This is a genomic window from Agromyces sp. ISL-38 (assembly GCF_018613935.1).
In the GTDB taxonomy this organism is placed as follows: domain Bacteria; phylum Actinomycetota; class Actinomycetes; order Actinomycetales; family Microbacteriaceae; genus Agromyces.
Window position 1 is genome coordinate 240,136 of record NZ_JAGGPF010000010.1, and the last position, 17,854, is coordinate 257,989.

The window sequence follows — 17,854 nt, forward strand, 5'->3', positions numbered from 1 at the left end:
GCTCAGGCCCGAGAGCCGGCGCGCGCCGCGAGTGCGTTCGCGGCGTCGCGGTACCGTTCGCGCATCGCGGCATCGGGGTGCGCGGGCACCGACGTCGCGATCTCAGCCGACCACGCGGGGAGTGCCCCGTTGAGCGCCCACGCCGCTTGCCTCGCTGCACCGTCGGCGACGTACTCCGAGGGCGCGGGCACGTCGACGGCGACGTCGAAGACGCGGCCGGCGATCTCGCGCACTGCGGGATTCGCAGCCGCGCCCCCGATGAGGAGCACGCGGTCGACCACGACGCCGGCGCGACGGATGCCGTCGAGCCCGTCGGCGAGTGCGCAGAGCATCCCTTCGACCGCCGCTCGTGCGAGGTTCTCGCGCGTCGTCGAGGCGAGCGACATGCCGCTGAGCTCTGCGCGCGCGTTCGGCACGTCGGGAGAGCGTTCGCCCTCGAACCACGGCACGAGCACGAGCCCGTCGGCGCCCGACTCGGCGGCGAGTGCGAGCGTCGCGAGCTCGTCTGCGTCGACGCCGAGGAGGGACGCGATCGAGCCGAGCACGCGCGCCGCGTTCAGCGTCGCCACGAGGGGCAGGAAGGCGCCGCTCGCGTCGGCGAACCCGGCGACGGCGCCAGTCGGATCGTGCACCGGTCGCCCGGTGACGGCGAAGACCGTGCCGCTCGTGCCGATGGAGACGACGGCATCGCCCTGGCCGGCGCCGAGTCCGAGTGCCGCGGCGGCGTTGTCGCCGGCGCCGGCTGCGACGAGCGCTCCGGCGGGTGTGCGTCCGGCCGCTTCGGCGGGCCCGAGCACTCGGGGCGTGCGGGGCGTCCGGCCGAGCGCGAGCTCCAGGAGCTCGGCGTCGACCTCCCCGGTCTCGGGGTTCCAGTAGGCCGTGCCCGACGCGTCGGACCGATCGGTCGTGAGTGCGTCGAGGTCGGGGCCGAGCGGGGCATCCGCGGCATCCGCAGGGCCGTAGCCCCGAAGCCGCCATGTGAGCCAATCGTGGGGGAGGGCGACCGCCGCGACCCGCTCGGCGTTCTCGGGCTCGTGGTCGCGGAGCCAGCGCAGCTTCGTCGCGGTGAACGAGGCCACCGGCACGAGACCCGTGCGGCGCGCGTACTCGGCGGCGCCGAGCTCCTCGGTGAGGGCCGCGGCGGCATCGGCGCTACGTGTGTCGTTCCAGAGCAGGGCTGGGCGGATGACGCGGCCCGACGCGTCGAGCGCGACCATGCCGTGCTGCTGCCCGGCGATCGAGACCGCCGCGACATCGTCGAGTCCGCCCGCGTCGTCGATCGCGGCCTGGAGCGCGAGCCACCAGTGCTCGGGATCCACCTCGGTGCCGTTGGGGTGCGGCGCCCGGCCGGTGCGAACGAGCGCACCGGTCGCGGCGTCGCGCACGACGACCTTGCACGACTGCGTCGATGAGTCGACGCCGGCGACGAGCGGCATTGAATGTTCTCCCTCAGGTCGTTGCATGTCTCGATCTCGAGGCTCGCGCTGCATACCCGTCGGCGCTGGAGGCGCCTCCGGGTATGCAGCTGCCCCCTTCGGGCGAGGCTAGAGCCTCGCGCCCAGCAGGTGCTCGGTGGCGAGCTGCTGCAGGCGCACGAAGCCGAAGCCGTGGCCGCCGAGGTAGGCGGCCGTGTCGAAGTCCTCGAAGGCGCTGCGGTCTGCGAGGAGGTCGTCGTACGACTCGCCGTCGTTCAGCGTGGGCTGGCCGAGTTCGAAGACCTGCGCCGCCTCGAGCGCCTCCTGCACCTCGGGGTCGGCGCGGAAGGCCGCGGCGCGCTCCTTCAGCAGCAGGTAGGTGCGCATGTTCGCGGCGGCCGAGTCCCAGACGCCCGTCTCGTCCTCGGTGCGGCTCGGCTTGTAGTCGAAGTGGCGGGGACCGGTGTAGGTCTGCCCGCCGTCCGAGCCGGCGAACTCGAGCAGGTCGACGAGGGCGAAGGCGTTGTGCAGGTCGCCGTGCCCGAACACGAGGTCTTGGTCGTACTTGATGCCGCGCTGGCCGTTGAGGTCGATGTGGAAGAGCTTGTCGTGGTACAGCGCCTGCGCGATGCCGGCGGCGAAGTTGAGACCCGCCATCTGCTCGTGTCCGACCTCGGGGTTCAGCCCGACGAGCTCGGGTCGCTCGAGCGAGTCGATGAACGCGAGCGCATGGCCCACCGTCGGCAGCAGGATGTCGCCGCGCGGCTCGTTGGGCTTCGGCTCGATCGCGAAGCGAAGGTCGTAGCCCTTGTCGGTGACGTAGTCGCTGAGCAGGTTCACGGCTTCGCGATAGCGCTCGAGCGCCTGGCGGATGTCTTTGGCTGCGTCGTACTCGGCGCCCTCGCGGCCGCCCCACATCACGAACGTCTTCGCGCCGAGCTCGGCGGCGAGGTCGATGTTGCGGAGCACCTTGCGCAGTGCGAAGCGGCGCACGGCGCGGTCGTTCGACGTGAACCCGCCGTCCTTGAACACGGGCGCGCTGAAGAGGTTCGTGGTGACCATCGGCACGATGACGCCGGTGTCGGCGAGGGCCTGCTTCAGCCGGTCGATCTGGGTCTGGCGCGCGGCATCCGTCGATCCGAAGGCGAACAGGTCGTCGTCGTGGAAGGTGAGGCCGTAGGCGCCGAGCTCCGAGAGCTTCTCGACGACATGCACGACGTCGAGCGCTTCGCGGGTCGGGCCGCCGAATGGGTCGGTGCCGTTGTAGCCCACCGTCCAGAGGCCGAAGGAGAACTTGTCGTCGCGGGTGGGCGCGCTGGCCATGGGGATCCGCCTTTCAGCGTCTTCGATGATTTGTTGGCAAAATCAACATAACCTGCTCGTGGGGTGGATGCAAGCCGGCGAGCCGCGATCCGCCGGGGCGAGCCCGGCGGATCGCGTCGTCAGCGCGGCGGGACCACGTGCAGGACCTCCGACACCGCCAGGTCGTCGCATGAGGGACCCGCTGCGACCCGGTACGCACCGGGTTGCACCCGCAGGGCCCCGGCGTGCACCCAGTCGTCGGGGGCGCCGTCGATGCGCACCTCGTCGTCCCACACGGCGAGCCGCTCGGCCGCGAACCCGAGCTCGACCACGCGCACCTCGCCGGGCTCCAGGCGCACGCGCTCGAAGGCCACGAGCAGGCGGCGCGGAGCCGCCAGGCGCAGTGCCGGGTCGGGCAGCGCGTAGAGCTGCACCAGTTCCTCAGCCGCCCGGTCGCCGAGATTGCGCACGGTGACGAGCGCGCGAACGTCGCGATCGCCCGGCGCGGCGACGAGGGCGGGATGCCGGTGCGTCGGCGACGGCGGCGTCGTTTCGTCGTCGACGAGCTCGACGCGTTCGTACGCGATGCTCGAGTACGTCAGCCCGTGCCCGAACGCGAAGGCCGCCCGGCCGGGCCGGTGCCGATAGGTGGCCTGCTGGCGCAGCGTGTCGTAGTCGAACAGGTCGCCGGCCTGCGCCGGGTTGGCCGGCCACGACTGCGTGAGGCGTCCCTCGGGCTCCCGGTCGCCCGACAGCACGTCGACGAGGCCATGCCCGAGCTCCTGACCGCCGTGGCTGCTCCACACGATCGTCGCCGCGTCATCGGCGTCGCCGAGCACGTAGGGATAGCTCGACACGATCACGAGCACCGCCTGCTCTGAAGACCCGCTGGCGGCCCGCCAGACGTCGACCGCCGCGTCGGGCAGCATGAGATGCGGGCGGTCCTCCGTCTCACGGCCGGAGAGGTGCGGATCGTTGCCGACGGCGACGATCACCACGTCGGCCGCGGCCGCGGCATCCGCCACCGCGTCGAGTCCGCTTCGCACGGTGCGCACGTCGAATCGCTCCGCTTCGGCGAGCGTGACCGCCTCAGCGGCGAGCAGGCCCGCATCGCGCGCCACCCGCACCCAGCGGCCGGATCCGCGGTGCAGCAGCGACCACGTGCCGTCGGCGTGCACGTGGCGGAGGAAGCTCTCCTGCACGACCCAGCCGCCGACCCGGGAGGCGTCGGCCCGCATCGGCCAGGCCCCGCCCGTGAGCAGGCCCCCGCTGGCGTGGGAGCGCAGCGTCAGGATGCCGTCGCCCCAGTCGACGACGTCGAACAGCGATGCGGTCGACTCGCCGTCGCCCGCGGCCTCGACCACGGAGCCGGCCTCGTCGGCGACGACGTACCGGCCGTTCGAGGCGGCGCGCAGCGCGACCGTGTCAGCACCGGTCGCGACCTCGACGGCGGCGTCGGGGAAGCGCTCCGCGAGCGCGGAGGCGAGACCCACGGAGTACGGCGGCGTGCCCGAGTACCAGTCGGTGAGCACGGTGTCGGCCATGGGACCGACCACGGCGATCGACGCGGGCGGACGCAGCGGCAGCGCACGCCGGTCGTCGCGCAGCACGACCACCGAGCGGCCGACGGCCTCCCTGGCCAGCTCGCGGGCCGCCGGCAGGTCGATCGCGTCGGGCCCGGTCGCCGCGTACGGGTCGCCGTCGCCGTCGAACTCGCCGGTGCGCACCCGCAGTTCGAGCAGCCGCAGCACCGCCCGGTCCACGTCATCCTCGTCGAGCAGGCCGGCCTCGAGCGCAGCGGTCACGTTGTTGATGGTGGGCACGGCGTTCGCGCCGTCGTCGGTGAACGAGTCGACGCCCGACCGCACCAGCGCCGCGGCGCCGTGCACGTGATCGGGTTGTGCACGCTGGATGTTGACGAGGAACGACGGCGCACCGGCATCCGAGACGACCGCCAGCGATCCGTCCGACCAGCCGCGCGCCTCAGCGACCAGCTCCGGCTGCGTATGCGCGGGCGTGCCGTTCACGCGGTTGTAGGCGAGCATCATGCCGCCGGCCACGCCCGCCTCGATGGGCTCGCGGAACGCCGGCAACTCCTCCTCGTGCAGCGTGCGCAGCGACATCTCCGACGAGGTGGCCGAGCGGTCGGTCTCGTTGTTGTAGGCGAGGAAGTGCTTGAGCGCCGGCACCGTGCGCCAGACCCGCTCGTGGTCGCCACGCAACCCGCGGCAGTACCCCGTCGCCAGGTGCGCCGTCAGGTGCGGGTCCTCGGCGTATCCCTCCTCGTTGCGCCCCCAGGCGGGATGGCGCAGCGTGTTCACGACCGGCGCCCACGCGTTGAGGCTGACCAACGGGTCGGCGGCCTTCTTCGCGCGGACCTCGGTGGAGACGACCTCGCCGACCCGGCGGAGCAGGTCCGCATCCCACGAGGCGGCCAGGCCCACCGGCTGGGGGAACACCGTCGCCGTGCCGAGCCACGCCACGCCGTGCAGCGCCTCGCAGCCGGTGCGGAACTCGGCGATCCCGAGCCGCTCGATCGCGGGCGCCACCTGGTGCAGCATCGCGATCCGCTCCTCGCGGGTCAGGCGGCCGAGCAGGTCGCCGGCGCGTTCGGCGGCGGGCCTGCTCGGGTCGCGGAACGGCTGGCGGAACGCGTCGCCCGTCATCACGCCGCGAGCAGGGGCGTCATGCCCGGTCTCGTCAACGTAGTCATCCGTGAACTTCACGCCGTTCGCCTTTCGCTCAGTACTCTCACGTCTTCGGGTGCCACGACGACGGTGGCTCCCGTGCGCTCATCGGTCAGGAGATCGACCGCGCCGGTCGGCACGTGGACTGAGACGGGTTCGTCCCCGTGGTTCAGCAGGAACAGGAGGGAGCCGCGACGCACCGCCTGGAGGCCGGGCGGCAGGAACTCGTGGCGCGCGTCGGCCGGCAGGTCGTGTGCCTCGGCAGACGGCTGCAGGGCGCCGTGCACCCCGGCGTATGCGAGCACCTCGTGCAGCACCGCCGACAGCAGGTCGTCCGACGGCACCGCGCCGACGTACCAGGCGACGCCGTTCCCGACCGCGTTCCGGGTGACCGCGGGACGGCCGGCGAGGAGGCCGGTCGCGAAGGTCGCGCGGACCTCGGCGCCGTCGGCGCGCAGCTTCTCCGCGATGGTCGAGGCCGCGAGCTCGCCGTCAGGAGTCCAGCCCGCCGCGGCGCGAATCGGCGTCGTGCCGGGCAGCGGGCACCATTCCTCGCCGCTCACGCCGACGAGGTCGCGCAGCAGCACAGGCGATCTGCCCTGCAGGATGTGACCGCGTTCGTCGGCGACACCGCTGAACGGACCGATCGCCAGATGAGCGCCGGCGGCGACGGCGTCGTGAAGTGCAGCGGCGGCGGCCGGCTCGATCACGTAACTGTGCGGCACGAGAATCGCGCGGTACGCCGAGAGGTCGTCACCCGGCGCGACGATGTCGGCGGAGATGCCGCGCCGCCACAGTTCGCGATACCAGCGCCTGAGCTGCTCGAGGGTGGAGAGCCGATCGGTGGGCCGGCCCGGTGTCTCGCCGGCCCACCAGCTCGTCCAGTCGAAGAGCAATGCGACGTCGGCGGATACCGTGGTGCCGACGACCTCGCGCAGCGCGCGCAGCTCGGCGCCCTGCCTGCAGATCCCGGCGAAGACCTCGGTATCGGCGCCGGCGTGCGGCAACATGCCGGAGTGGAAGCGTTCCGCGCCGGCGCGGGACTGGCGCCATTGGAAGTAGCAAATGGCGTCGGCGCCGCGCGCGACGGCCTGCAGCGAGTCGAGCCGGGCGCGCGCGGGCGACTTCGGCACGTTGTGCGGCCGCCACGACATGGTGGCGGCCTGCTCCATGAGCATCCAGGGGCGGCCCCCGCCGAGGGAGCGCATCAGGTCCTGCACGAGGGCGTAGTCGGCGGGCGAGTCCGGGTCGGAGGGGTCCGGGTACTGGTCGTCGGCGATGACGTCGACCTCGCCGGCCCACGACCGGTAGTCGACGTGCTCGAACGGCCCCATGAAGTTCGTCGTGATCGCTTGCCTCGCCCCGGCGTCCCGGATCGCGTCGCGGAGTTCGACATAGCAGCGCAGCAACTGGTCGGAGGTGTACCGACGGAAGTCGAGCGACTGCGTCGGGTTGACCAGGTACGGCATGCGCCGCGGCGGCATGATCTCCTCGAAGTCGTCGTATCGCTGCGACCAGAAGGTCGTCGCCCAGGCCTCGTTGAGCTGCTCGATGGTGCCGTAGCGAGCACGCAGCCAGCTGCGGAACTCGCGGGCGGCCTCGTCGCCGAAGTCGAGTTGTCCGAACTCGTTGCCGACATGCCACATGTGCACGGCCGGATGATCGGCGTACCTCGCGACGAGGTCGCGCGTGATCGCGAGCGCGTGCTCGCGATAGACCCTCGACGCGGGGGAGAACTGGTTGCGCGAACCGGCGACGAGGCGCACGCCGTCGGGGTCGACGGGCAGGGTCTCGGGATGCCGCACCCCGAGCCAGGGCGGCGGCGACGCGGTGGGCGTGGCGAGGTCGACGGCGATGCCGGCAGCGTGCAGCAGGTCGAGCACCTCATCGAGCCAGGCGAAGTCGCGCACACCGGGAGACGGCTCGATGCGCGCCCAGCTGAAGACGCCGACCGTGACCAGGTTGACGCCGGCCTGCTGCATCAGCTCGACGTCTTCCCGCCAGACCGACGGCTCCCACTGCTCGGGGTTGTAGTCGCCGCCGAACAGGATGCCGCGTTCGGCCGTCAAGGTCCCGAATGCGCCGGTGGCAGGTGTCTCCATCGACATTTTCTCTCTCATCTGTGCGATTGTCGAAGCGCTTCAACAACGAGACCATATACTAGCCACGTGCCGATGTCCACGATGCTTCGCGAAGCCCTTCACGTGCTGCGTTCCGATCGCACGGCCGAGCGGTGGACCGACGCCTTCCCGGTGGGCAACGGCGTGCGCGGGGCATCCTGTCAGGGCGGCCCCGGCGCCGAGCGTTTGTGGCTGAACGACATCACCGCGTGGTCCGGCATACCCGGCGATCCGTTGGCCGGCGTCGCCGATCGCGGTGACGCCGCACTCGACGCGGTGCGCGCCGCCATCGCTCGCGGCGATGCCGCAGAGGCCGAACGGCTCCTCCTGCGTCAGCAGACCCCGTGGGTGCAGGCGTTCCTGCCGCTGGGCTGGATCGACGTCGAGGTCGACGGCGTCTTCGGCGACGGATGCCGCCGCAGTCTCGACCTCACGACGGCGACCGCCCGGCTCGAGTACGGGCGCGTGCGGCACGAGACCTGGGCGGACTCCGCTGGCGGCGCGATCGTGCATCGAATCGAGTCGGATGCTCCGGTGCGCGTGCGGCTGCGCGTCGGGAGCCTGCTTCGACCGGCCGGGCCGGATACCGCCGTGCCGAACGGCCTCGTCCGTGAACTGCTGCTGCCGATCGACGTGGCCCCGGGGCACGCGACCACGTCGGAACCGGTCCGCTACGGCGAGGGGCGCAACGGCGCGATCGCCGTGCGGTCGGCGGGCGCGGCATCCATCGAGCACGGAATGCTGGTCACCGAGCCCGCACGCACCCACACCTTCGTCATCGGCACCGCGACGGCGCCGTCGATTCCCGGTGAGCCCGAGTCGGATGCCGATGCCCCGACCAGGGCGGTCGCCGCACTGGGTGAGATCGGGGCGGATGCGGCCGCCGAGGCCACCCGGCGATACGAGGCGCACCTCGCCGCACACCGCGAGCTGTACCTGCGCTGCGCAGTGACGCTCCCGTCGGCAGACGATGCGGTCGAGCTCAGCACCGAGGAGCGGATCGCGGCCGCACAGGGGCGCCCCGACCCCGGGCTCGCCGCCCTCCTCTTCCACTACGGCCGCTATCTGCTGCTGTCCTCGTCGCGGCACACCGGGCTGCCGCTCACGCTGCAGGGCCTGTGGAACGCGGAGATTCCGGGCCCGTGGTCGAGCGCGTACACGACGAACATCAATCTGCAGATGGCGTACTGGGCCGCCGAGACGACGGCGCTCAGCGAGTGCCACACCCCGCTGCTGCGTTTCATCCGGCGGCTCGCCGCAGGATCCGGTGCCACTGTCGCGCGCGAACTGCACGGCGCCGACGGCTGGGCGGCGCACCACAACTCCGACGCCTGGGGGCATGCGGCACCGGTCGGAGCGGGCCACGGCGATCCGGCCTGGGCGTTCTGGCCGATGGGGGGCGTCTGGCTGAGCCTGCACCTCTGGGAGCGCTACGCGTTCACCGGCGACATCGACGAGCTGCGCGCGCAGTCGTGGCCGGTACTCGCCTCGGCCGCGCAGTTCGCGCTGTCGTGGATCCAGGCCGACGGCACACGGACCTACACCAGCCCCTCGACCTCGCCCGAGAACCACTTCCTCGCAGACGACGGCACCGTGACCGGCGTCGGCGAGTCCTCGACGATGGACGTCGCGCTGCTCCGTGCCCTGGCGACGGCCTGCGTGCGGGCGGCGGCCGTGCTCGGCGTCGACGAGTCGTGGATCGCCGAGCTTCTCGCTCTGGTCACCGTGCTCCCCGACTCCGCGGTGGATGCCGACGGCACCATGCGCGAATGGGACCGGCCCCGAGAGGACACCGAGCCGCATCACCGGCACCTGTCGCACCTGGTCGGCCTGTTCCCTCTCGCGCAGATCACACCGACTCGCACACCGTCGCTCGCCGCCGCGGCGGCCGCATCGATCCTCTCCCGCGGGCGGGAATCGACCGGCTGGGCGCTGGCCTGGCGCACCGCGATGTGGGCGCGACTCGGCGACGGCGCACGCGTGCACGAACAGATCACGATGGCACTGCGTCCGGCGCCCGTCGACGGCCACGGGCACCGTGGCGGCCTGTACGCGAACGGGTTCAGCGCGCACCCGCCGTTCCAGATCGACGGGAACATCGGCCTCACCGCCGGCGTCGCAGAGGCACTGCTGCAATCGCACGAAGAGCGGATGCTGTTGTTGCCCGCGCTGCCCCCGCAATGGCCGGCCGGAAGCGTACGCGGATTGCGCGCCAGAGGCGGCGTGACCGTCGACATCGACTGGGAGCGCGGCGAGGTCGCGAAAGTGCGGCTTCGCAGCGACCGGCACACCACAATAGAGATGAGCGGGCCCGGTATCGGCATCCGATCCATCGTCCTCACCGCAGGACAGCCCGCTCTCATCGAACCAAGGGGGAACCGATGGTGACCATCGCAGACGTCGCACATGCCGCCGGGGTCTCCATCTCGACCGTCTCATACGTGATGAGCGGCAAGAGGACGATCTCGCAGGACACGAAGGAGCGCGTCGAGCGCGCGATCGACGCGCTCGAGTACCGACCGCACGCGAGCGCCCGGTCTCTCGCGTCGCGATCCACGAACGTGATCGGCCTGCAGGCGCCGCTGCGCTCCGGAGTCGACGTGCACGTCGTCATGGAGATCGTCGCCGGCATCGTGCGCGAGGCACGGGTGCACCACTACGACATCCTGCTGCTGACCAGCGACGACGCAGAGGGTCTGCACCGGGCGACCGGCGCTTCGATGGTCGATGCGCTCCTGCTGATGGATGTCGAGTCCGACGATCCCCGCATCGCCACGCTGCGTGAACTCGCCGCCCCGAGCGTGCTGGTCGGCCTGCCCCGCGGCGCTGAGGAGTTGACCTGCGTCGACTTCGACTTCGAGGCCGCCGGCCGCCTGGCGGCCGAGCGGCTGATCGCGCTGGGCCACCGCCGGGTGGCCCTGCTCGGCTCGCCGCGCGAGGTGATCGACCGGCACACCTCCTACGCCGAACGACTCACCCGCGGCTTCCTCGCCGCGTGCGCGGAGCACGACATCCCGGCGACGGTGCATCAGTGCCCCACCACGCACGAGTCCGTCCGGGTGCTGAACGCCGTGCTCGTTGAGCACCCCGATGTGACGGGCCTCTTCATCCACAACGAGGGTGCACTGGCCCACGTCGCTGCGCGCGCCGCGACGGTCGACGGGCTCGAGGCGGTCGCCCTCTGCCCGGCGGACATCGCGCGCACTGTGCCCACCCTGATCGACAGCATCGACCTGCCGGCGGAGGGGCTCGGAAGGGCCGCAACGCAGGCGATCATCGCTCTGCTCGCCGGTGAGAGCACCCCGAAGGTGCGCCTGCTGCCGGCGGTTCTCGCCTCGTCGCGCGGCGCGTCCGCGCCCGAGCGGGCGGAGGTCGCCGTCCGATGAGGATCGACCCGAACAGCCGCTCCGTGCAAGGGCTGTCGACGTTCATCGAGTTCGTCGCACTGAATCTGATGTACCTCGTCTCGTGCGTTCCGATCGTCACGATCGGCGCCGCGACAAGCGCGCTGTTCGAGGTCACCATCCGCTACTCCGACGACGAGACCGGCCGCCCTGTGGCCGACTTCTTCCCCGCGTTCATGCGCAACTTTCGCCGCGGCGCGCTCACCGCCCTCGCCCTGCTGGGGCCCGTCGCGCTGCTCGCGTTCAGTGCCGTGTTCTGGCTTTCCACGCCGACGTCGCTGGGCACCGCCGCCGGCGTGATCGCCGCACTCGCCGCCGTCTACCTCTTCGCGGCGTTCCTCTACGCCATGGCACTTGTGGCGACCTTCGACGACGGCATCCGCCGCACCCTGAAGAACGCCCTGCTGCTCGCCGCCGCAGAACCCGTGCGCACGTTCGGCCTGCTGATGATCCCGGTGGCGCTCGTGTGCATCAGCGTGCTCTTCCCGCCGTTCCTGGTGATCATGGGAACCATCGGCTTCTCGGTCGCCGCCTACGCCGCCGCCTTCCTGTTCCGCAGCGCCTTCGCACGGCACCGCCCGTAGCATCCGAGAGATCCCGTAGCTTTCGGCGACCGGCTCTGCGGCACGCCGCTGGGTCCACGGCACGCAGTACCGGCTTCCCTGCCGATCGCATGATCGGCTGTCGCACCCGCCGTCTTGGGCCGAAGAGGTCAGTCGCGCTGCACGCCAGCGACATTCACCTCACACGCAGAACACCCCCGGACAGATGCCCGGGGGTGTTCTCCTTCACGCGTGGATCAGCCGAATTCCTTGGCCACCTTGTCGCGCTCCTCGTTGCGCTTCTTGGCGCGCTCCAGGTCGACCTCGAGGACCTTGTCGTACCCCAGCCCCTTCGCCTCTGCCTGCATGTCGGCCTTCAGCTGGTCGAACTCGGCGTCGCTTCCGGCGAACACCATCTTCCACGAATACTGGACGATCACCGGCTCGACCTGCTTGCGCAATGTCTGGATCTCCGAGGAGTCCGTCGGCGTGGTGTAGCTGGCGCCGGTCGCGACGAGCAGCTGATCGTTGTCCTTCAGGTAGTCCATCGTGGTCGGAGCGTCGCCCATCTTGGCTTTCCAGTCCTCCGAGAGCGGCGTCTTCACGAGTTCCTGGTACGACGGCCAGGACTTGTAGCTGAACGGGAGGCCGGTCGCCTCGTCGATGTCGGCCGGAAGCACCATGGAGACGTTCAGGGCTGAACCGCCGTCGATGTAGCTGCCACCGCCCCACTCGGCCGGAACCTCGGCCTCGCCGCCGATGAAGGCCTGCTTGCCGAGCTCGGTCAGTACGGGCTGCCCGGAGTCGTCGAGATCCCAGGTGAGGCCCTTCGGCCCCGCAGCGCCCATGGTCTGGCTGTTGTTGGCGTAGGTGCCCTCTGGCGAGTACAGCCAGTCGATGAAGGCGGCGACGCGCTCCGGGTCCTTCGCCTTCGAGCCGATCGAGGCGGTCTGCCCGGCGCCGTACACCTCGGCACCGAACGCGAGCACGTCCATGTCCTCGAGCGGGGCGATCTGGAAGCCCTTCCCTGCCTGGGTGTTGGAGTCGGTGTTGTACGCGGCCTGGCCGAGCCACGGCCACCAGGAGAACAGCACCTGCCCGTTCTGGAACTTCGAGAACATGGTGTCGTAGTTCTGCGTCGTCGACTCGGGGTCGATGAGTCCGAGCTTGTTGGCCTCGTGGTAGAACTTCAGCGTGCGCAGGTACTCGCTGTCATCGTCGAGGAGGGCGTGGTAGTCCGAGCCGTCCGGCTTCGCCACAGCGAAGCCCATCTCCTCGTAGCCGTAGAACGCGGGCGGCTGCTTCGCCGTGACGATCCCGCTGCCGTCCCAGTCCTTGAACAGGGAGAGGGCGTACACCTTGGCGCCGTTGGGGGCGGTGGGCTCGAGGTCCTGCATGCCCTTCAGCACCGGAAGGAGATCCTCGAGAGTGTTCAGCTCCGGGTAGCCGAGCTGCTTGTAGAGGTCCCAGCGAACGTACGGCCCGAAGGTCGGGTCGATGCCTTCCGAGGGCTCGGTCGGCTTGATCGACGACACCTGCGTCGGGAAGGCGAACACGCCGTCCTTGCCGTCGTTGAGATGCGTGACCGCGGTGTCGAACTTCTCGACGTTCTCCATCGCCGGGTAGAACGGCGCGCTGTCGAGCACCAGGCCGCCCTGGATGAGCTCGTCGAGCTTCTTCCCCTTGCCGACGAAGATGAGGTCGCCGAGATTGCCGGCCGAGACGCGGGTGTTGTAAAGGGTGTCGCCGCCGCCGGCGACGTTCGGGGCGATGATGTTCAGCTTCATGTTGAACTTCTTCTTCACGAGATCGGCGAACCAACCCTCCTGAACGCCCATGTAGTTCGCGACCTCGTCGAAGACGTCGATCGTGATCTCCTCGTCCCACTTGTCGGGGAACTCGGAGATGGCGGCGCGTTCGCCCTCTGGGGCGCCGCCGATGCACGAGGTCAGCAGGCCGACCATCGCCAGAGCGGACGCCACGGCGACCGCTTTCTTTGGGAGCTTCATTGCTTTCCTTTCAGATTGTGCCCGGAGGCGGTCAGCTCTTGACCCGCGTCGAGGCATGATGCCCTTCACGAAGAAGCGCTGGAACAGGGGATAGATGAGATGACCGGCAGCAGATTCTGCAGGTGTACAGACCCTGATCGGTCACGTAGATCACGGTGTACGTCTTCACCAGGATGATGAAGAACGGCTGCACGATGAACGGCAGGACGTGCACCACCGGGATGAGTCCGGGTATTCATGCGCCCACTCATGTCACTCCTTTGTGATGATGTGCAGTTCGAATTTGTTCGGTGGTGCAACAATCGAACCGCTTCGACGATATCCAGTCTGAGCCGGATTCGTCAAACCTTTGTCGATAACGCCTCCATAACGTTGGGCGCGCTCTCACCATTGCCGGTCGAGGCACGGTGTTCGGCTCCCGACCCATCGCATGCTCTGCAGCCTCATCCGCCGTCCTGGGCCGCAGGACATCCGTCGGCCGTGAAGCGACACCAAAGGCAGCGCCTCGCACGCAGAACACCCCCGGACGCACGTCCGGGGGTGTTCTGCTTCACGCGAAGATCAGCCGAGTTTCTCGGCCACCTCCTCGCGCGCCTCGTTCTGCGCCTTGGCGGTCTCCATGTCGAACTCGAGCACCTTGTCGTACCCCAGCCCCTTCGCCTCTTCCTGCAGGTCGGCTCTCAGCGTGTCGAACTCCGCCTCACTGCCGGCGAAGGACATCTTCCACGAGTACTGGACAATCACGGCCTTGACCTGGTTGCGCAGCGTCTCGATCTCCGACGGGTCGGCCGGCGGCGTGTAGCTGGCACCGGGCGCGACGAGCAGCTGGTCGTTGTCCTTCAGGTAGTCCATCGTGGTCGGCGCGTCGCCCATCTTGGCCTTCCAGTCCTCCGAGAGCGGCGTCTTCACGAGTTCCTGGTACGACGGCCAGGACTTGTAGCTGAACGGCAGGCCGGTCTCCTTGTCGACGTCGGCCGGAAGGACAGCCGACACGTTCAGCGTCGATCCGCCGTCGATGTAGCTGCCGCCACCCCACTCGGCCGGAACCTCGGCCTCGCCGCCGATGAAGGCCTGCTTGCCGAGCTCGGTCAGCGCCGGCTGGCCGGAGTCGTCGAGATCCCAGGTGAGACCCTGCGGACCGGCGGCGCCCATGGTCTGGCTGTTGTTGACGTAGGTGCCCTCCGGCGAGTACAGCCAATCGATGAAGGCGGCGATGCGTTCCGGGTCCTTCGCCTTCGAGCCGATCGTGATGACCGGCCCTGCGCCGTACGCCTCCGCACCGTAGGAGAACACCGTCATGTCCTTGAGCGGAGCAAGCTCGAAGCCCTTGCCCGCCGCGGTGTTCGCGTCGGTGTTGTATGCGGCCTGGCCGAGCCACGGCCACCAGGAGAACAGCACCTGCCCGTTCTGCACCTTCGACCACATGGTGTCGTAGTTCTGCGTCGTCGACTCTGGGTCCACCAGTCCGAGCTGGTTGGCCTCGTGGTAGAACTTCAGCGTGCGCAGGTACTCGCCGTCGTCGTCGAGGAGGCCCTGATAGTCCGAGCCGTCCGCCTTCGCCAGCACGAAGCCGCGCTCGTCGTAGCCGTAGAACGTGGTCGGCTGCTTCGCCGTGACCATCATGTTGCCGTCCCAGTCCTTGAACAGGGAGATGGCGTACACCTTCGCGCCGTTGGGGGCGGTGGGCTCGAGGTCCTGCATGTCCTTCAGCACCGGAAGGAGGTCCTCGAGGGTGTTCAGTTCCGGGTAGCCGAGTTGCTTGTAGAGGTCCCAGCGAACGTACGGCCCGAAGGTCGGGTCGATGCCTTCCGAGGGCTCGGTCGGCTTGATCGACGACACCGACGTCGGGAAGGCGTACACGCCGTCTTTGCCGTCGTTGAGATGCGTGACGGCGGTGTCGAACTTCTCGACGTTCTCCATCGCCGGGTAGTACGGCGAACTGTCAGACACCAGTCCCCCTTTGACGAGCTCGTCGAGCTTCTTCCCCTTGCCGACGACGATGAGGTCGCCGAGGTTGCCGGCCGAGACGCGGGTGTTGTAGAGGGTGTCGCCGCCGCCGGCGACGTTCGGGGCGATGATGTTCAGCTTCATGTTGAACTTCTTCTTCACGACGTCGGCGAACCAGCCCTCCTGAACGCCCATGTAGTTCGCGAGTTCGTCGAAGACGTCGATCGTGATCTCGTCGTCCCACTTGTCGGGGAACTCGGTGATGGCGGCGCGTTCGGCCTCTGGGGCGCCGCCGATGCACGAGGTCAGCAGGCCGACCATCGCCAGAGCGGACGCCACGGCGACCGCCTTCTTAGGGAGCTTCATTGCTTTCCTTTCAGATTGTGCCCGAAGGCGGTCAGCCCTTGACCGCGCCGAGCATGATGCCCTTCACGAAGAAGCGCTGGAACAGGGGATAGATGAAGATGATCGGCAGCACGACGAGCACCGACACGGTCATCCGGATCGACGTCGGCGTCTGGGTGGTCGCCGCAGTGATGATGCCGGAGAGGTTGCCGCCGGAGTTCTGCGCGGCCTGGGCCAGGCTGTTGGCCTGGTTGATGAACATGTAGAGCAGGTACTGCAGGGTGTACAGACTCTGGTCGGTCACATAGATCAAGGTGTCCTGGAAGGAGTTCCACTGGGCGACCGCCGAGAAGATGGCCACCGTCGCGAGGATCGGCGTCATGTTCGGCAGGAAGATGCGGAAGAAGATCTGCAGGATGTTCGCGCCGTCCATCTCGGCGGCCTCCTGAAGCGACTCCGGCATGGCCTCGACGTACGTCTTCACCAGGATGATGAAGAACGGCTGCACGATGAACGGCACGACGTACACCCAGAAGTTGTTGGTGAGGCCGAGGGTCTTCATCACGATGAACACCGGGATGAGTCCGGCGCTGAAGTACATGGTGATGATGACGAACCGGTACCAGAACTGCCGGCCCCACATCTTGCTCTGAGAGAACATGAAGCCGAGGAAGGCGGAGGCGAGCACGGCGGCCAGGGTGCCGATCGCGGTGCGAGCGATGCTGACGATGGCCGCCATGGGCAGGCCGTTCAGCTGCAGCACCTGCGCGTAGTTCTCGAGGTGGACGTCGACCGGCAACCAGCGCACCTGCCCGAGGGCGGAGACGTCGTTGGCGCTGATCGAGTTGATGATGAGGAAGTAGAACGGGTAGGCGCACAGGAACGCAAGCGCGATGAACACCGAGTAGTTCGTTATCGCGAAGATGATGTCGCCGCCACCGCGCCGGCGTACCCCGAAGGTCGTGTTGCTCATGGGTGTCTCCTTCTCAGACGATCGACTGGCCACGGACGCGCTTGGCGATCCAGTTGACGGTGAGCAGGAGAACGACTGAGATGACGCTCTTCAGCATGCCGATCGCCGTGGCCATCGAGAGGCTGTTGCCCGTGATCCCGATGTTGTAGACGTACAGGTCGAGAACCTGGATGGTCTCCTTGTTGAAGGCGTTCTGGAACACGAAGTACTGCTCCATGCCGTTGTTCAGCAGGTTCGCGACCGACAGGAGCAGCAACACGAGGTAGGTCGGCATCAACTGCGGGATGGTGATGTATCGCATCAGCTGGAATCGGCCGGCGCCGTCGATCTTCGCCGACTCGTACAGCGACTGGTCGATGCCGGCGATCGCGGCGAGGTAGATGATCGCACCCCAGCCGAGCCCCTTCCAGACGCCCCAGAGCGTCATCGTGAGCCAGACGTTCTGATCGGTGTCGAGGAACTTGAGCGGCTGGGTGATGAGTCCTGCGTCGTTGAGGATGTTGTTCACCAGACCGGAGCTGGAGAACAGGGAGAACGCGATCATGTAGACCAGCACCCAGGAGATGAAGTTCGGGAGCGTGGTCAACGTCTGCACGGAGTTGCGGAACCACGGCGCCCGCACCTCGTTGAGGAAGACCGCGAAGATCAGCGGGAGCACCGAGGTGGCGATGCCGAGGAAGCTGATGGCGAGCGTGTTGAGCAGCACTTGGCCGATCTGAGCCACCTGCGTCGGCGAACTGACCAAGAGCTCGAACCACTGCAGTCCGACGAACTCACTGCCGGAGAGCCCGAGGGCCGGCCGGTAGTCGAACAGCGAGTAGATCCAGCCGTAGAGCGGGAAGTAGGAGAAGACGAAGACCAGCACCATGAACGGCACGATGCACAGGAACATCCCCATCGAGCGGCGGCCACCGGCCTGGCGCCGCCACTTGCGCGACGCCTTCTCGGTCGCCGGGCTCTCCTCGAGCTCGGTCGCGGCGACTTCCTGCAGCACGAGCTGGCTGGTCATGTCGTCGCCCGCCGCGCCGCGGCTCGCCGGGTATTCACGCACCCATTCATGTCACTCCCTTGTGATCGTGTGTGGTTCGACAATTTGTTCGGTGTTCCAAC

11 protein-coding genes are annotated in these 17,854 nt (G+C 68.8%); 3 read left to right on the top strand and 8 right to left on the bottom strand.

Annotated features, from left to right (window positions below):
- Nucleotides 1-2 precede the first annotated feature (2 nt).
- The 4 genes from J7E25_RS11370 to J7E25_RS11385 form a co-directional block, all read right to left on the bottom strand.
- Entirely contained in the window at nucleotides 3-1,436 is a 1,434-nt protein-coding gene (locus J7E25_RS11370; RefSeq protein WP_214870255.1) for a xylulokinase, read from the bottom strand.
- 108 nt (nucleotides 1,437-1,544) lie between these two features.
- Nucleotides 1,545-2,738: a xylose isomerase gene (gene xylA / locus J7E25_RS11375; protein ID WP_214870256.1), complete on the bottom strand. Its 1,194-nt coding sequence runs from the start codon at nucleotides 2,736-2,738 to the stop codon at nucleotides 1,545-1,547.
- Nucleotides 2,739-2,857: 119 nt separating this feature from the next.
- On the bottom strand, nucleotides 2,858-5,443 hold the full coding sequence (locus J7E25_RS11380) for a glycoside hydrolase family 3 C-terminal domain-containing protein (RefSeq protein WP_215005062.1): 2,586 nt from the start codon (nucleotides 5,441-5,443) through the stop codon (nucleotides 2,858-2,860).
- Nucleotides 5,440-7,512, bottom strand: a complete 2,073-nt coding sequence (locus J7E25_RS11385) for a beta-galactosidase (protein WP_374196229.1) — start codon at nucleotides 7,510-7,512, stop codon at nucleotides 5,440-5,442. The genes J7E25_RS11380 and J7E25_RS11385 overlap by 4 nt, the downstream gene beginning before the upstream one ends.
- 66 nt (nucleotides 7,513-7,578) lie before the next feature.
- Here J7E25_RS11385 and J7E25_RS11390 point away from each other — a divergent pair, with 66 nt between their 5' ends.
- The 3 genes from J7E25_RS11390 to J7E25_RS11400 are packed head-to-tail and all read left to right on the top strand — an operon-like array spanning nucleotide 7,579 to nucleotide 11,512.
- Nucleotides 7,579-9,912: a glycoside hydrolase N-terminal domain-containing protein gene (locus tag J7E25_RS11390; RefSeq protein ID WP_214870609.1), complete on the top strand. Its 2,334-nt coding sequence runs from the start codon at nucleotides 7,579-7,581 to the stop codon at nucleotides 9,910-9,912.
- Nucleotides 9,906-10,910 carry a LacI family DNA-binding transcriptional regulator gene (locus tag J7E25_RS11395; RefSeq protein ID WP_214870258.1) on the top strand — a complete coding sequence of 335 codons (1,005 nt, stop codon included), beginning with the start codon at nucleotides 9,906-9,908 and terminating at the stop codon, nucleotides 10,908-10,910. The genes J7E25_RS11390 and J7E25_RS11395 overlap by 7 nt, the downstream gene beginning before the upstream one ends.
- Entirely contained in the window at nucleotides 10,907-11,512 is a 606-nt protein-coding gene (locus J7E25_RS11400; protein ID WP_214870259.1) for a YesL family protein, read from the top strand. Before J7E25_RS11395 ends, J7E25_RS11400 begins: the two co-directional genes overlap by 4 nt.
- Before the next feature lie 215 nt (nucleotides 11,513-11,727).
- On the opposite strand, the gene J7E25_RS11405 is transcribed toward J7E25_RS11400, so the two are convergent.
- The 4 genes from J7E25_RS11405 to J7E25_RS11420 all read right to left on the bottom strand — a co-directional run bounded on the left by J7E25_RS11405 (nucleotide 11,728) and on the right by J7E25_RS11420 (nucleotide 17,795).
- Nucleotides 11,728-13,479 (bottom strand): ABC transporter substrate-binding protein, encoded by a 1,752-nt coding sequence (locus tag J7E25_RS11405; RefSeq protein ID WP_214870260.1) that lies wholly within the window; start codon nucleotides 13,477-13,479, stop codon nucleotides 11,728-11,730.
- Between the two features lie 561 nt (nucleotides 13,480-14,040).
- On the bottom strand, nucleotides 14,041-15,792 hold the full coding sequence (locus J7E25_RS11410; protein ID WP_214870261.1) for an ABC transporter substrate-binding protein: 1,752 nt from the start codon (nucleotides 15,790-15,792) through the stop codon (nucleotides 14,041-14,043).
- Between the two features lie 31 nt (nucleotides 15,793-15,823).
- A complete protein-coding gene (locus J7E25_RS11415; protein WP_214870262.1) occupies nucleotides 15,824-16,744 on the bottom strand; it encodes a carbohydrate ABC transporter permease in 921 nt (306 codons plus the stop codon).
- Between the two features lie 13 nt (nucleotides 16,745-16,757).
- The gene (locus tag J7E25_RS11420) at nucleotides 16,758-17,795 is read right to left on the bottom strand and encodes a sugar ABC transporter permease (protein ID WP_215005047.1); all 1,038 of its coding nucleotides are present in this window, start codon (nucleotides 17,793-17,795) and stop codon (nucleotides 16,758-16,760) included.
- Nucleotides 17,796-17,854: the final 59 nt, after the last annotated feature.

Bases quoted from the DNA above. Each gene is read 5' to 3' on its own strand.
- J7E25_RS11370 (WP_214870255.1), bottom strand. From the start codon at position 1,436: ATGCCGCTCGTCGCCGGCGTCGACTCATCGACGCAGTCGTGCAAGGTC.
- xylA (WP_214870256.1), bottom strand. From the start codon at position 2,738: ATGGCCAGCGCGCCCACCCGCGACGACAAGTTCTCCTTCGGCCTCTGG.
- J7E25_RS11385 (WP_374196229.1), bottom strand. From the start codon at position 7,512: ATGTCGATGGAGACACCTGCCACCGGCGCATTCGGGACCTTGACGGCC.
- J7E25_RS11390 (WP_214870609.1), top strand. From the start codon at position 7,579: ATGTCCACGATGCTTCGCGAAGCCCTTCACGTGCTGCGTTCCGATCGC.
- J7E25_RS11395 (WP_214870258.1), top strand. From the start codon at position 9,906: ATGGTGACCATCGCAGACGTCGCACATGCCGCCGGGGTCTCCATCTCG.
- J7E25_RS11400 (WP_214870259.1), top strand. From the start codon at position 10,907: ATGAGGATCGACCCGAACAGCCGCTCCGTGCAAGGGCTGTCGACGTTC.
- J7E25_RS11405 (WP_214870260.1), bottom strand. From the start codon at position 13,479: ATGAAGCTCCCAAAGAAAGCGGTCGCCGTGGCGTCCGCTCTGGCGATG.
- J7E25_RS11410 (WP_214870261.1), bottom strand. From the start codon at position 15,792: ATGAAGCTCCCTAAGAAGGCGGTCGCCGTGGCGTCCGCTCTGGCGATG.
- J7E25_RS11415 (WP_214870262.1), bottom strand. From the start codon at position 16,744: ATGAGCAACACGACCTTCGGGGTACGCCGGCGCGGTGGCGGCGACATC.